The organism is Granulosicoccus sp. 3-233, from assembly GCF_052681095.1.
Window position 1 is genome coordinate 103,960 of record NZ_JBQYLE010000006.1, and the last position, 13,070, is coordinate 117,029.

At 59.0% G+C, this 13,070-nt stretch carries 11 protein-coding genes; 5 read left to right on the plus strand and 6 right to left on the minus strand.

All coding sequences use genetic code 11. The features are described 5' to 3' along the window. Positions 1-69 precede the first annotated feature (69 nt). The gene (locus tag ACUNV4_RS16555; protein ID WP_430879700.1) at positions 70-1,053 is read left to right on the plus strand and encodes an LLM class flavin-dependent oxidoreductase; all 984 of its coding nucleotides are present in this window, start codon (positions 70-72) and stop codon (positions 1,051-1,053) included. A gap of 103 nt (positions 1,054-1,156) precedes the next feature. Here the strand turns inward: ACUNV4_RS16555 and ACUNV4_RS16560 are convergent, their stop codons facing one another. From ACUNV4_RS16560 to ACUNV4_RS16575, 4 genes are all read right to left on the minus strand, one after another. Further along, positions 1,157-2,707: a TRAP transporter large permease gene (locus ACUNV4_RS16560; protein ID WP_430879701.1), complete on the minus strand. Its 1,551-nt coding sequence runs from the start codon at positions 2,705-2,707 to the stop codon at positions 1,157-1,159. Further along, positions 2,700-3,200, minus strand: coding sequence for a TRAP transporter small permease subunit (locus ACUNV4_RS16565; protein WP_430879702.1), 501 nt, complete (start codon positions 3,198-3,200; stop codon positions 2,700-2,702). The genes ACUNV4_RS16560 and ACUNV4_RS16565 overlap by 8 nt, the downstream gene beginning before the upstream one ends. 105 nt (positions 3,201-3,305) lie before the next feature. Further along, on the minus strand, positions 3,306-4,400 hold the full coding sequence (locus ACUNV4_RS16570; RefSeq protein WP_430879703.1) for a TRAP transporter substrate-binding protein: 1,095 nt from the start codon (positions 4,398-4,400) through the stop codon (positions 3,306-3,308). 151 nt (positions 4,401-4,551) lie between these two features. Continuing rightward, positions 4,552-5,067, minus strand: a complete 516-nt coding sequence (locus ACUNV4_RS16575) for a YkgB family protein (protein WP_430879704.1) — start codon at positions 5,065-5,067, stop codon at positions 4,552-4,554. Positions 5,068-5,169: 102 nt separating this feature from the next. Here ACUNV4_RS16575 and ACUNV4_RS16580 point away from each other — a divergent pair, with 102 nt between their 5' ends. Beyond that, the gene (locus tag ACUNV4_RS16580) at positions 5,170-6,006 is read left to right on the plus strand and encodes a cupin domain-containing protein (protein WP_430879705.1); all 837 of its coding nucleotides are present in this window, start codon (positions 5,170-5,172) and stop codon (positions 6,004-6,006) included. Here ACUNV4_RS16580 and ACUNV4_RS16585 read toward each other — a convergent pair. Beyond that, entirely contained in the window at positions 5,993-6,697 is a 705-nt protein-coding gene (locus ACUNV4_RS16585; protein ID WP_430879706.1) for a GntR family transcriptional regulator, read from the minus strand. The two genes, ACUNV4_RS16580 and ACUNV4_RS16585, sit on opposite strands and share 14 nt — an antisense overlap. Before the next feature lie 134 nt (positions 6,698-6,831). Here ACUNV4_RS16585 and hutI point away from each other — a divergent pair, with 134 nt between their 5' ends. Then, positions 6,832-8,028 (plus strand): imidazolonepropionase, encoded by a 1,197-nt coding sequence (gene hutI / locus ACUNV4_RS16590; protein ID WP_430879707.1) that lies wholly within the window; start codon positions 6,832-6,834, stop codon positions 8,026-8,028. A 283-nt stretch (positions 8,029-8,311) separates the two neighbouring features. On the opposite strand, the gene ACUNV4_RS16595 is transcribed toward hutI, so the two are convergent. Then, entirely contained in the window at positions 8,312-9,706 is a 1,395-nt protein-coding gene (locus ACUNV4_RS16595; RefSeq protein WP_430879708.1) for a formimidoylglutamate deiminase, read from the minus strand. Between the two features lie 81 nt (positions 9,707-9,787). Here ACUNV4_RS16595 and hutH point away from each other — a divergent pair, with 81 nt between their 5' ends. Both hutH and hutU read left to right on the plus strand, forming a co-directional pair. Beyond that, positions 9,788-11,332, plus strand: coding sequence for a histidine ammonia-lyase (gene hutH / locus ACUNV4_RS16600; protein ID WP_430879709.1), 1,545 nt, complete (start codon positions 9,788-9,790; stop codon positions 11,330-11,332). 14 nt (positions 11,333-11,346) lie between these two features. Then, positions 11,347-13,053, plus strand: coding sequence for a urocanate hydratase (gene hutU, locus ACUNV4_RS16605; protein WP_430879710.1), 1,707 nt, complete (start codon positions 11,347-11,349; stop codon positions 13,051-13,053). Positions 13,054-13,070 lie beyond the last annotated feature (17 nt).

The window sequence follows — 13,070 nt, forward strand, 5'->3', positions numbered from 1 at the left end:
ATATTCCGGTACTTTCAATCATGAACGCACTGGCCTGACATTCTTCAGGCTACGCTGCAGGAGACCCTGATGACCACACTATCCGTTCTCGACCTGGTTCATGTACGAGAGGGCCATACGCCCGCCGATGCCCTGCCGGAAGCACTCGACTTCGCACGTCACGCCGAGAAACTGGGCTACAAGCGCTTCTGGGTTGCAGAGCACCACAATATGATAGGCATCTCCAGTGCTGCCACATCGGTCGTCATTGGCTATCTGGCCGGTGGCACATCCAGTATTCGCGTCGGATCCGGGGGCATCATGCTGCCCAATCATTCTCCCCTGCAGATTGCCGAACAGTTCGGCACCCTGGAATCCCTGTACCCCGGGCGCGTCGATCTGGGTCTGGGACGTGCGCCGGGTACGGATCAACTGACGGCACAGGCCATGCGACGCGACCTGCACGCCGCCGCAGAGCGATTCCCGCAGGATGTACAGGAGCTGCAACGTCTACTGGATGAGGCCAAACCCAACCAGCCCATTCAGGCAGTACCGGGGGCCGGGCTCAAGGTGCCCCTGTGGATGCTTGGATCGAGCCTGTTCGGTGCGCAGTTAGGTGCCCGGCTCGGTTTGCCCTATGCCTTCGCGTCCCACTTTGCGCCAGATGCTCTGGACAGTGCTCTGGCCACCTACCGCGAGCGCTTTCAGCCGTCCGAACAGTTGCAGACACCGTACGCTGTTCCCTGTATCAACGTGATCGTGGCGGATACCGACGACGAAGCGCGCTATCTCTACACGACCTTGCAACAGATGTTCATCGGCATGATGCGAGGGCGTCGTGGATTGATGCCAGCCCCGATCGATGACATCGAGTCGTACTGGAACAGCGCGGAAAAGGCGCAAGTGAGCCACATGCTGTCCTGTGCTTTCGTGGGCTCGGCCGACACGGTACGCACCGGACTCGAGCAGTTCCTGCAACGCACTCAGGCTGAAGAACTGATGATCAGCATGCCGATATTCGATCGCACGGCACGAGCACGTTCACTTGAACTGCTGGCAGGTATCGGCATCTGAGCCGGAACAGGCATGACAGGCACGGCGAAGAACAGCCACTCGGGCAGCTTCGCCAGCGTTGCGACACCACGGTGTAGCCACGATTGGCAAGGATCGGTCGTGTCTAGAACAACACGTCGGGTAACCATGTAGACACGCCCGGTGCCAGCCAGACCACCAGTATCCCGATGAGCTGCAGACCGATGAATGGCAGGACACCGGCGTAGATCTGACCGGTAGTGACCTCCTTGGGCGCAGCGCCACGCAGATAGAACAGTGAAAAGCCGAAGGGCGGCGTGAGAAAGCTGGTTTGCAGATTGATGGCCAGTAGAATACCCAACCAGACCGGGTCGTGCCCCATCAGAATCAGTGGCGGCACGATCAAAGGCAGTACGATCACGGATATTTCGACGAAATCGAGAAAGAAGCCGAGTACGAAGACAAATGCCAGACAGAACAGCAGGGCGCCGGCTGGGCCGCCCGGCATGTCGGCAAGAATAGCCGCGACGCGCTCCTCGCCCCCCAGTCCGACGAACACCAGAGAGAAGATTCCGGCAGCCAGTATGGTGGCGAAGATCATTGCTGTCATGGTCATGGTCGAACTGACAGCCTCATGAATGATGCGCTGCCGAAATGTGCCACGCAGCGCCGCCAGGATGGCCAGCGCAGCGATCAGCGTCAGACCGATATACATACCTCCGGCCGCCAACGCCACTGTATCCAGATCATTGCGTTGCAGGCGCACCGGAAAGAGCCCTGCCATGACGCCCAGAACAATCAACGCCACCGCACCTGTCAGAATCAAACCTCGGTACTGCCCGACACGCAAGCCTGCCATCAGCAGCGCGCCTACGGCACCGACGGAGGCTGCTTCGGTCGGTGTTGCCACCCCGCCCAGTATGGCCCCGAGTACCGTCACGATCAGCAATACAGGCGGCACGATAGCCCCCAGCACTTCCCGCCTCGATGGCATTGCCAGATCCATCGATGCCGGTGGCATGTCCTGCGGTCGAATCCAGCCGCGCAGCAGAATGTACAGTAGATACAGAACCACCAGAATCAGACCGGGCACGATGGCAGCCGCGAAGAACTGTCCGACGGACAAGGCCTCCACCGAGAATTTGCCTTGCTCGTATTGCGCCTGCTGATAGGCATTGGACATGACATCGGCGAGGATGATCAGCAAGGTTGAGGGTGGGATGATCTGACCCAGCGTACCGGCAGTACAGACGATGCCGGAGGCAACACGAGGGTTGTAGCCGGCACGCAGCATGGTAGGCAATGCGATCATGCCCATGGCCACCACCGTGGCACCGACAATACCGGTAGAGGCCGCCAGCAAGGTACCCACCAACACCACCGAAATACCCAGTCCACCCCGTAGCTGACCGAACAGCCGCCCCATGGTATCGAGCAGTTCTTCGGCAATTCGGCTCTTCTCGAGCACCGCCCCCATCAGCACGAACAGCGGAATGGCAATGAGTACGGAATTGCTGAGCAGGCCGAAAATGCGCTGACTGGTAGCTCCCAGCAGGGAGATATCCATGATGTCCAGCGCCCAGCCCAGATAGGCGAAGACAATGGCCACACCACCGATACTGAATGCCACGGGAAAACCCAGCAGTATCGCCCCCATGAGAGCCGCGAACATGAAGACATCGAGATACTCAGTCATCGCTGTTCGCACCCGAGAACAATCGCAGCAACAGCGCTGCGGATTGCAGCAGAACCAGTATGCAGAAGGCCGGTATGAGCGTCTTCATCAGAAACACTGCCTTGATACCACCCACCGATATCGGGCCTTCCAGAATCTTCCAGGCGTTCACCACCGATGGCCATGACCAGTATATCAATGCAAGCATGGTAGGTATCAGGAAAACCAGATGACCGAAAATCTCGATTCGTCGACGAGCTGCGGGGCCAAGCTTTGCGTAGAACACATCCACGCGCACATGCTTGTCCACCAACAAGGTGTAGCCGGCAGCCAGCATGAACAGGGTGGCATGCATGTAGAGCACACTCTCCTGTACGGCGATGCTGTTGAGTCCGAACACATACCGCCCTACCACAATGCCGAACTGGACCAGCACCATGAGCAGGACCAGCCATCGAACCACAGCGGCGACACCCTTGTTGATGGCATCAATGAAGTCGGCGAGCTGCAGCATCTAGCGTGTACCCGGGTAGTCTCTGTCATTGTCAGGTGGAAGCCCGGCGAAAACCAGCGCAAACTGGCGCCTGTTCGCCGGGCATGGAGTGCTGTATGACTAGCCTCAGTAGCCCATGACTGCGGCGCGAGCATTCATCTGCCCGTTATCTGCATAGCTCATGTAGCCCCCCACCAGATCCCGATAGGCCAGATAGCTTTCGGTGATGCGCTTGACCAGTTCATCATCGTCCTGACGCAACTCGTCAATGACCTCTGCCGCTGCCGCCCCCATGGCAGTAATGACATCCTCCGGCAGACGACGAACCTGCACACCGTGCTCGGCCACCATGGTTTGCAGTGACTGTGCATGTTTTGTCGTGTATTCGGTCCAGACCGGGTTGTAGAGACTCTGACAGGCGAAGTCCACGACCTGTTTGAGATCTTCCGGCAACTCGTTGTACACCTCGGCATTGACACCGCATTCCTCGGCTGAGGCCGGTTCACCGACACCGGGCCAGTAGTAGTTCTTTGCAACCTGATAGAAGCCGAGCGCCGAGTCGGTCCAGGGACCGATGAATTCGCCGGCATCCAGGGCGCCGGTCTGCAGGGCCTGGAACATGTCCCCGCCCCCCATGGCCTGTGCCGCCATGCCCAGTTTGGTTGCCATCTCGGAAGCCAGCCCGGTAGTGCGGTATTTCAGACCCTTGAGATCTTCAGCCGAATTGATTTCCTCGCGAAACCAGCCAGCCCATTGTGGTCCTGAATTGCCGCACAGAAACGGCTTGATATCGAAGCGGCCATACATCTCGTCATACAACTCCTGACCGCCCCCATGGGCCAGCCAGCCGAACTGCTCATCGGCACGCAGACCAAAAGGCTGGGAGCCGAACAACAGGATACCCTTGGACTTGGAACCCCAGTAAGCGGGTACGGCATGGTAGAGCTCCGCCGTGCCTTCGGACACGGCATCGAAGACACCCTGCCCCGGTACCAGTTCGCCGGCAGCGTACAGTTTGACCTCGATGCGGCCACCGGACAAAGCCGTGATGCGATCAGCCAGCATCTGTGCCGCAACACCGGGTCCTGGCAGGTTCTTGGGCCATGCCGTGACCAGTTTCCACTTGCGAACATCCTGCGCAATGACCGGTGCCGTGATTCCCACAGTGGATGTCGCCGCAGCGCCCACCAGACTTGCCTTTACGAATTGCCGTCTTTTCATGATGCTCCTGAAACTTGCTGAATCCAGTTTTTTATACCACATATGTATGGACATAAAACAGCGAATTTCTTCAGAAGCCAGCTGCAGCGACAAGGGCCTGCTCAAACGGACTGACCCCTTGCTGACTGCTGTAAGCGATATGAAGGGTGCTTCAATCCTGCTGCAATGCCTTGCCCAGCAAGGACACAGAGACTGCCAGCAATACCACATCCTTCAGCAGAAACTGGCCGGGTACAACCGACAGTGCGGGAAATCCACCCAGACTCGCTTCCCAGCCGGGAGCCGTGAACAGAAAGCTCAGTGTCACCACAAACGTACCGATGGCTGCCAGTGAACCGAGAATGGCCAACTGACGCTGGCGAGCGCCCACAATCAGTGCGATGGCCGTGAGTATTTCAATGGTACCTATCAGGTTGGACGTCGCCTGGACGCTGAAGATGCCATACAACCAGGACACCAGCGGACTGGAGGCCACCAGACCTTCAATGGCAGTGGCTTCATAGGCCGTGAATTTCATTGCACCGATCCAGAGCAGAACCAGCACTACCGAATAGCGAGTGGCCAGTTCACCTGCTTGGGCCAGTGTGGCACCCAGGCCGGCAGAGCCTGCAGCGCTGACCCGCGTGGTTGGATGACGAGTGTCTACAGTCGTTGTTTGTGCAGTCATGAGTTGATTGATCCTGTTGCTTAGCGTAGTTGTGTGAAAGCAGGAACAGTATCTACCTTTATCGGTATACAATAGTGCCTCTCTATTGACCGTTGGTATCACATGGACCACCTGTCTACACTCTTCACGCATTTCACTCCATCCGCCAGGGTGTTCTTCACCGGCAACCTGCTCGAGACCTCGAGCTTTGCCGCCAGCGAAGGGCATGGGCATCTACATGTATTGCGAGCTGGCGCTGTACAGCTGATTGACAGATCGGGCGTCTCCACCACCTATGACCAGCCTTGCCTGCTTCTCAATGCACGCCCCATGGACCACCGCCTGCAACCTGTGACAGGCAGCGGAACCGATCTGGTCTGTGCTGCCATCGACCTGGGCAGTGAGCTCAACAACCCCTTGATCGTGGCCCTGCCAGCCACACTGCATATCGAGCTGGCGGCCTTGCCACGGCTGGCGGCCACCCTGCAGATGCTGTTCGAGGAAGCTGGTCAGGAAGACAGTGGCCAGCAGGCAGCCATGGACCGACTGACCGAATACCTGCTGGTCCTGTTGCTACGTCATGTCATCTCCACGGGCAGCCTCAGTGCCGGCATTCTGGCCGGGCTGAGCGATGAGCGTCTGCACAAATCCATCAAGGCCATGCATGACAGGCCCGATCATCCGTGGACACTGGAAGAACTGGCAGAACTGGCGGCTCTGTCAAGAGCACGTTTTGCATCACGCTTCAAGACCAGGACTGGCATGACCCCGCTGAATTACCTGACACACTGGCGTATCGGCGTGGCCTGTTCCATGTTGCGCAAGGGACGCCGTATCGAACGCATTGCCGAAGCGGTGGGCTATGGCAGTCAGTCTGCCTTTACGCGGGTATTTACCAGACACATCGGCACCCCGCCGCAGGAATGGCTGGCCCGCAAGCGCGATGCTACAGATCAATAGCCATGCGGTAGCCCGGAGCATAAACCAGTCGGACAACCGTTATCGTTGCATCTTGCGTATTGCGCGTTCGTCGCTCGGCCATGAACACGGCAGCGTGCTTTTCACAACCAAGCGCTCCGGCATCTTCTTCGCTGGCCGATTGCGCTGACAAGACCAGATCGCCACCGCTGAACGGCACATGCTCTACCAGCCATTCATTCGGACTCTGCACGTTGAAGTCGGCATCGGCTGCTGCTGGAACCACCGCCAGGTCGATCCAGCGGTTCTCCACCACATACGGTTTCCCATCTGCCGTGTGCAGGGCGCGCAGAAAGACAATCCTGGCATCGGCCTCGACTTGCATGCGCTCCTGCACAGCCTTCGAGGGGCGCTGCTGTCGACGCTTCAGCAGTTGGTACCCGTACTCACACTGCAACTGTTCGATCTCGAGCCGGATAACCGGAATATTGAACGTGGCCCGACGCTCGGGATTGATGACAACCCGCGTTCCTCCGCGGCGGCGACGTTCCAGCAAACCCTCTTCTGCTATGGCCTGCAAGGCCCGATTGACCGTGGTACGCGCACAACCGAACTCGGCGGCCAGGTCGGCTTCACTGGGCAGCAAGTCCCCCGGTTTCCAGAATCTGTCATGCAACCGCCGCAACACTTCGGTCTGTACGTCCTGCCAGCCATTGATGGAGACACCTTTCATGACGATTCGATTCTTGGATGACCGTGCAACAGAGTCACTTTGCTCTGCCATTGAGGATGGCATGTACGACTTGACAAAGTCAATATGTATGAACATATTGATCACTACCGATCTGCACCACAGCAGGAAACAGCATGCGCCTTGCCAATACCACCCTTGCCACCCTGGACACGGACAGCCCGTATGGGCTGATAGAACAGGGTGCCGTCGTCATCGACAAGGGCAGGATCGAATGGGCTGGCCCGGAAATCGAGCTACCCGAAGAATATGCCAGACATGAACGACAGGACCTGGGTGGCAAACTGGTGACCCCTGCCTTCATCGACTGCCATACGCATATTGTTCATGGTGGCCATCGGGCACGAGAATTCGAAATGCGGCTCGAAGGCGCCAGCTACGAAGAAGTTGCCCGCGCAGGTGGTGGAATCGTATCCACCATGAGTGCCACGCGCGCCTCCGATATCGACGCCTTGATCGAGTCGGCCCTGCCGCGTGTGGATGCCTTGCTCGCCGAAGGCGTCTCCACCATAGAGATCAAGTCTGGTTACGGACTTGATGAAGCCACTGAACTGAACATGCTGCGCGCTGCGCGCCTCATTGAAACCCTGCGTACCGTGCGTATCCGCACCAGCTTTCTGGGTGCCCATTCCGTACCACCGGAATACAAGGGGCGTGCAGACGACTATATCGATGAGGTCTGCCTGCCCACCTTGCGTCTGGCGCATGCGGAGTCACTGCTGGATGCGGTCGACGGTTTCTGCGAAGGTATTGCCTTCAGCCCGGAACAGATTGCACGCGTATTTGATGAGGCTGGCAGACTGGGCCTGCCGGTAAAGCTGCATGCAGAACAGCTGTCACATATCGGCGGCACGGCGCTGGCTGCCAGATATGGTGCACTGTCTGCCGATCACGTGGAATACGCCAATGAGGATGATGCCAGGCTGATGGCCGAATCAGGTACCACGGCGGTCCTGTTGCCCGGTGCGTTCTATACACTGCGAGAGACTCGCAAGCCGCCAATCGAAGCGTTTCGGCAGCACGGGGTAGCCATGGCACTGGCCACAGACTGCAACCCCGGGACTTCACCGGTAACCTCCCTGCTGCTCATGATGAACATGGCCTGTACACTGTTTCGCATGACGCCTGCCGAGGCATTGGCGGGCGTGACTTGCCATGCTGCCTCTGCCCTTGGCTTGAGCGACACGGGTCGCATTCGTCAGGGCATGCGAGCCGATCTGGCGATCTGGGATGTCGAGCATCCGGCTGAGCTATCCTACCGGGTCGGCACCAACAAGCTGTACCAGCGCCTGTTTTCCGACGCCGAAGATTGAACCGAGATGACTTCTCTGAAGAGATTGACCCGAAATTCTGCCCGTTCGGCAGCCTGAATCTCTACGGGCAGCGAATTACAGATCGCAATTACGAACGCAGTTACAGATCGCAGTTACAGATCGCAGTTACAGATCGCAGTTACAGATCGCAGTTACAGATCGCGGCTGCAGATCGCGGCTGCAGATCGCGGCTGCGGTCGCGACTCTGGTTGTTGGCTCTATCTGCATCGGTGCACTGCGTCACTGATGCAACGACAACAACCACTGCAACTGCAACTGCAACTCAGAGCCTGCGCAGCTTCTGCATGACCTCTCGATAGCGTCGCACAATCGCCTCACGCGCAATGTGCTGTCCATCGCTGACCTGATGTCGTCCGGCTGACCAGACATCCGTCACCATGCGATCGTCACCGGCGAACACGAAGGTATCCAGCAGAACATCCCCGACCAGCCCTTCCAAGTCCGGATGCTGACTGTCCAGCGCCATCAGGTCAGCCCATTGCCCGACCTCTATCCGCCCTGCCTGTCGACCAGCGGCCTGCGCACCACCCGACAGGACCTCATCGTAGAGGCGTCTGGCAGTCGATTTCTCCACCGTGGCCAGTGCCGCACGTGAATGATCACGTAGTCGCTGCGAGTAATCGAGGGTTCGCAGTTCCTCGCTGAGTGAGATGCGGATGTTCGAATCCGAACCGATGCCGATGCGACCGTTTTGCGACAGATAGCTGACGCCATCGAAAATGCCATCACCCAGACTGGATTCGGTGATGGGACACAAGCCAGCCACCGCGCCGCTTTGCGCCAGGGCTGCAGTTTCATGTGGCAGCATCTGTGTGCAGTGGATCAGGCACCAGCGCTCGTTCACCGCCGCATTATCCATCAGCCATTCCACCGGGCGGGCTCCCCAGGCCTGCTGTACCTCATCGACTTCGGCAATCTGTTCTGCCAGATGCATGTGGAATGGTGCGTCAGGGGCTATCTGCAGCAGTGGTGCCAGCGAATCCTGACCGACAGCCCGCAGACTGTGTGGCGCCACACCGATGCGGGTATCTGCCGGAAGCTGGCTGATGGCCTCGCGGCTGGCCGTCCAGAGCCTTTCATAGGCAGCCAGGTCCGTCCCGAATCGACATTGCCCCGGCCCCAGAGTACGCTGGTCGCAGCCACCGTACTGATAATGTACCGGCAACAGGGTCAACCCCATGCCAGAGCTTGCCGAGGCTGCTGCCACGCGGGAAGCCAGTTCAGCCATGTCGGTATATTCATGACCGCCGGGTTGATGGTGCAGATAGTGAAATTCCACATTGCAGGCATAGCCTGCTTCAAGCATTTCCATCTGCACAAAGGCCGCGATGGCCTCGACATCATCCGGCGTCAGACGATCCAGAAAGCGGAACATCAACTCTCGCCAGGTCCAGAACGTATCGTTCGGATTGGGTCCACGTTTCTCGGTCAATCCCGCCATGGCGCGCTGAAAGGCATGGCTGTGCAGATTGGCGACAGCCGGCAACAAGTTAGCTGTATGGCTTGTGTCCCTGCTGTTTGAAATCGGAGCCGGGTCATCACTTTCAGTGGTCGCGGTGTGCACAGCGGCGATGCGCCCCTGATCATCGATGCTGACGCTGACGTTCTCCGCCCAACCATCCGGAAGCAGTGCCTGTGCCGCGTGAATTATCTTCATGACGATATGCCCGTGTCCACTTGACAATCTCAATATGTATGGACATATTGGCACAACTGACCAACGACTGACAAGTTCATCATGAGCATGATTCTGGTACCGGGATCGACATCTCTGGCCACGCTGGAGACACTGTGGAGAACAGGAAACGCCGCCGCACTGGATCCACAGGCGCGCCCTGCCATGCAGGCCGCAGCCGAACTCGTGGCGCAGGCGGCAGCCGGTGACGTCGCCGTCTACGGTGTCAACACCGGTTTTGGCAAGCTGGCCAGCATCAAGATCCAACCAGAAGACACAGCCACATTGCAACGCAATCTGGTGCTGTCTCACTGCTGCGGTGTCGGTGAAGCACTGGACGTGGCCACAACCCGGTTGATGATGGCACTGAAACTGTTGTCGCTGGGTCGCGGCGCCTCCGGGGTATCACTGCAGACCGTCGACCTGATCGAGAGCATGCTGGCAAAGGGGGTCACCCCGGTCGTGCCCGTGCAGGGCTCGGTAGGCGCCAGCGGCGATCTTGCGCCACTGGCACACTTCGCCGCCACCCTGTTCGGTGAAGGCCAGGCGGTTCTGGATGGCGAGACCATGCCGGCAGCCCGAGCACTGCAAAAGGCAGGACTGACACCTGTTGAACTGGGGCCCAAGGAAGGTCTGGGACTGATCAACGGCACACAGTTTTCAACGGCCTGCGCTCTGGCCGGGCTGTTCAATACCTGGCGACTGGTTGCCAACTCCACACTGATCTCGGCCATGGCAACCGATGCCATCATGGGCTCCACTGCTCCGCTGAATCCTGCCATTCATTCGCTGCGAGGTCATGCCGGGCAGATTGCCGTTGCCGATGCCATGCGCCAGTTGCTGGAAGGGTCGGAAATACGTGAAAGTCACCGGGAAGGTGATACCCGAGTACAGGACCCCTATTGCATTCGCTGCCAGCCTCAGGTACTCGGCGCAACGATCGACCTGCTGATGTTTGCCGGCCGAACCCTGGAAACCGAAGCCAATGCCGTCACGGACAATCCTCTGGTGCTGGTGGACACTGGCGAAATAGTCTCCGGTGGCAACTTTCATGCAGAACCCGTTGCCTTCGCGGCCGATCAGATTGCCATAGGCATTGCCGAGATCGGTGCCATTGCGCAGCGCCGTGTGGCACTGATGGTCGACCCGACCCTCTCATTCGATCTGCCACCCTTTCTGACCCCCTCACCGGGCCTGAACTCCGGCTACATGATTGCCGAGGTGACCACCGCGGCCCTGATGAGTGAAAACAAGCATCTGGCCAATCCCTGCTCGACAGACTCGACCCCGACCTCGGCCAATCAGGAAGACCATGTGTCGATGGCAGCTCACGGTGCTCGACGACTGTTGCGGATGAACGAGAATCTGGGAAACATACTGGCAATAGAGTTGCTGTGCGCGGCTCAGGGCATCGAGTTTCGTACCCCGCTGACGACCAGTCCGGTTCTGAGCGCCGTACTGAGTACGCTGCGTGCCAGTGTTGCCAGTCTCGACAATGACCGCTATCTGGCGGACGACATCGCCACCGCTGCCAGACTGGTCACACAGGGCGAACTGTGCAAAGTCGCCGGCCTGGACCGGTTCATGGCCCCCATCATCAATGCCTGAAGGAAGACACCCTCATGACAGACTCCAACACCGAATCAGACAACACCCCTCGACCCGATGCGCGACACAATCAGCGTACCGTGATGCCCGCCACGGGTAAGGAGCTATCGTGCAAGAGCTGGCTGACCGAAGCGCCACTACGCATGCTGATGAACAATCTTCATCCGGATGTCGCCGAGAATCCGCATGAACTGGTGGTGTATGGCGGCATCGGGCGCGCGGCGCGTACCTGGGATGACTTCGACAAGATCGTGGCAAGCCTGCAGGAACTCGAATCCGACCAGACTCTGCTGGTGCAATCCGGCAAACCCGTCGGTGTTTTCCGTACCCACGCCGATGCTCCACGGGTACTGATCGCCAATTCCAACCTGGTGCCACACTGGGCAACCTGGGATCATTTCAACGAACTGGACAAGAAGGGCCTTGCCATGTACGGCCAGATGACCGCCGGCTCCTGGATCTACATCGGCAGCCAGGGCATTGTGCAAGGCACCTACGAGACCTTCGTGGAAGCCGGCCGGCAACACTACGATGGTGATCTCACCGGTCGCTGGATTCTGACTGCCGGTCTGGGTGGCATGGGGGGCGCACAACCACTTGCGGCCGTCATGGCTGGCGCGTGTTGCCTGGCCGTGGAATGTGACGAGACGCGAGCCGATTTCCGACAACGCACTCGCTACGTGGACGAAAAAACGCACGATCTGGATGAAGCCCTGGCCATGATCAAGCAATGGACCAGCGAAGGAAAGGCCAAGTCTGTCGCTCTGATCGGCAACGCTGCCGACGTCTATCCCGAACTCGTCAGACGCGGCGTTCGCCCCGACATGGTCACGGACCAGACCAGCGCTCACGATCCTCTGCACGGCTACCTGCCGCAGAGCTGGAGCGTGGCAGAATGGAAGAGTCGTCAGGAGAGTGACCCGAAGGCTGTGGAAAAAGCCGCTCGCGCCAGCATGAAGGTGCATGTAGCGGCCATGGTGGACTTCTGGAATGCCGGCGTTCCCACACTCGATTACGGCAACAACATTCGACAGGTGGCACTGGAGGAAGGACTGGAAAACGCCTTTGCCTTTCCCGGTTTCGTACCCGCCTACATTCGGCCTCTGTTCTGCCGGGGTATCGGGCCATTCCGCTGGGCTGCGCTGTCAGGCGACCCGGAGGACATCTACAAGACCGACGCCAAGGTCAAGGAGATTCTGGCTGACGATCATCATCTGCACAACTGGCTGGACATGGCGCGCGAGCGCATTGCCTTCCAGGGCCTGCCGGCTCGCATCTGCTGGGTCGGACTGGGTGTCCGTGACAAACTGGGACTGGCCTTCAACGAAATGGTCCGTAGCGGCGAGTTGTCAGCGCCGATCGTCATCGGTCGTGATCACCTGGACTCCGGCTCGGTGGCCTCTCCCAACCGGGAAACCGAAGCCATGCGGGATGGTTCGGATGCCGTGTCCGACTGGCCACTGTTGAATGCCCTGCTCAATACGGCCTCCGGCGCCACCTGGGTCTCACTGCATCACGGTGGTGGCGTCGGCATGGGCTTTTCCCAGCATTCAGGCATGGTCATCTGCTGTGATGGCAGCGAGGAGGCCGATCGGCGCATTGCACGTGTATTGTGGAACGACCCTGCCACCGGCGTCATGCGCCACGCCGACGCAGGCTACCCCGAAGCTCTCGACTGTGCCCGGGACAATGGTCTGCAGCTGCCCGCCATTCTGGACTGACAGACGCTTCAGCAACC

Bases quoted from the DNA above. Each gene is read 5' to 3' on its own strand.
- ACUNV4_RS16555 (WP_430879700.1), top strand. From the start codon at position 70: ATGACCACACTATCCGTTCTCGACCTGGTTCATGTACGAGAGGGCCAT.
- ACUNV4_RS16560 (WP_430879701.1), bottom strand. From the start codon at position 2,707: ATGACTGAGTATCTCGATGTCTTCATGTTCGCGGCTCTCATGGGGGCG.
- ACUNV4_RS16565 (WP_430879702.1), bottom strand. From the start codon at position 3,200: ATGCTGCAGCTCGCCGACTTCATTGATGCCATCAACAAGGGTGTCGCC.
- ACUNV4_RS16570 (WP_430879703.1), bottom strand. From the start codon at position 4,400: ATGAAAAGACGGCAATTCGTAAAGGCAAGTCTGGTGGGCGCTGCGGCG.
- ACUNV4_RS16575 (WP_430879704.1), bottom strand. From the start codon at position 5,067: ATGACTGCACAAACAACGACTGTAGACACTCGTCATCCAACCACGCGG.
- ACUNV4_RS16580 (WP_430879705.1), top strand. From the start codon at position 5,170: ATGGACCACCTGTCTACACTCTTCACGCATTTCACTCCATCCGCCAGG.
- ACUNV4_RS16585 (WP_430879706.1), bottom strand. From the start codon at position 6,697: ATGAAAGGTGTCTCCATCAATGGCTGGCAGGACGTACAGACCGAAGTG.
- hutI (WP_430879707.1), top strand. From the start codon at position 6,832: ATGCGCCTTGCCAATACCACCCTTGCCACCCTGGACACGGACAGCCCG.
- ACUNV4_RS16595 (WP_430879708.1), bottom strand. From the start codon at position 9,706: ATGAAGATAATTCACGCGGCACAGGCACTGCTTCCGGATGGTTGGGCG.
- hutH (WP_430879709.1), top strand. From the start codon at position 9,788: ATGAGCATGATTCTGGTACCGGGATCGACATCTCTGGCCACGCTGGAG.
- hutU (WP_430879710.1), top strand. From the start codon at position 11,347: ATGACAGACTCCAACACCGAATCAGACAACACCCCTCGACCCGATGCG.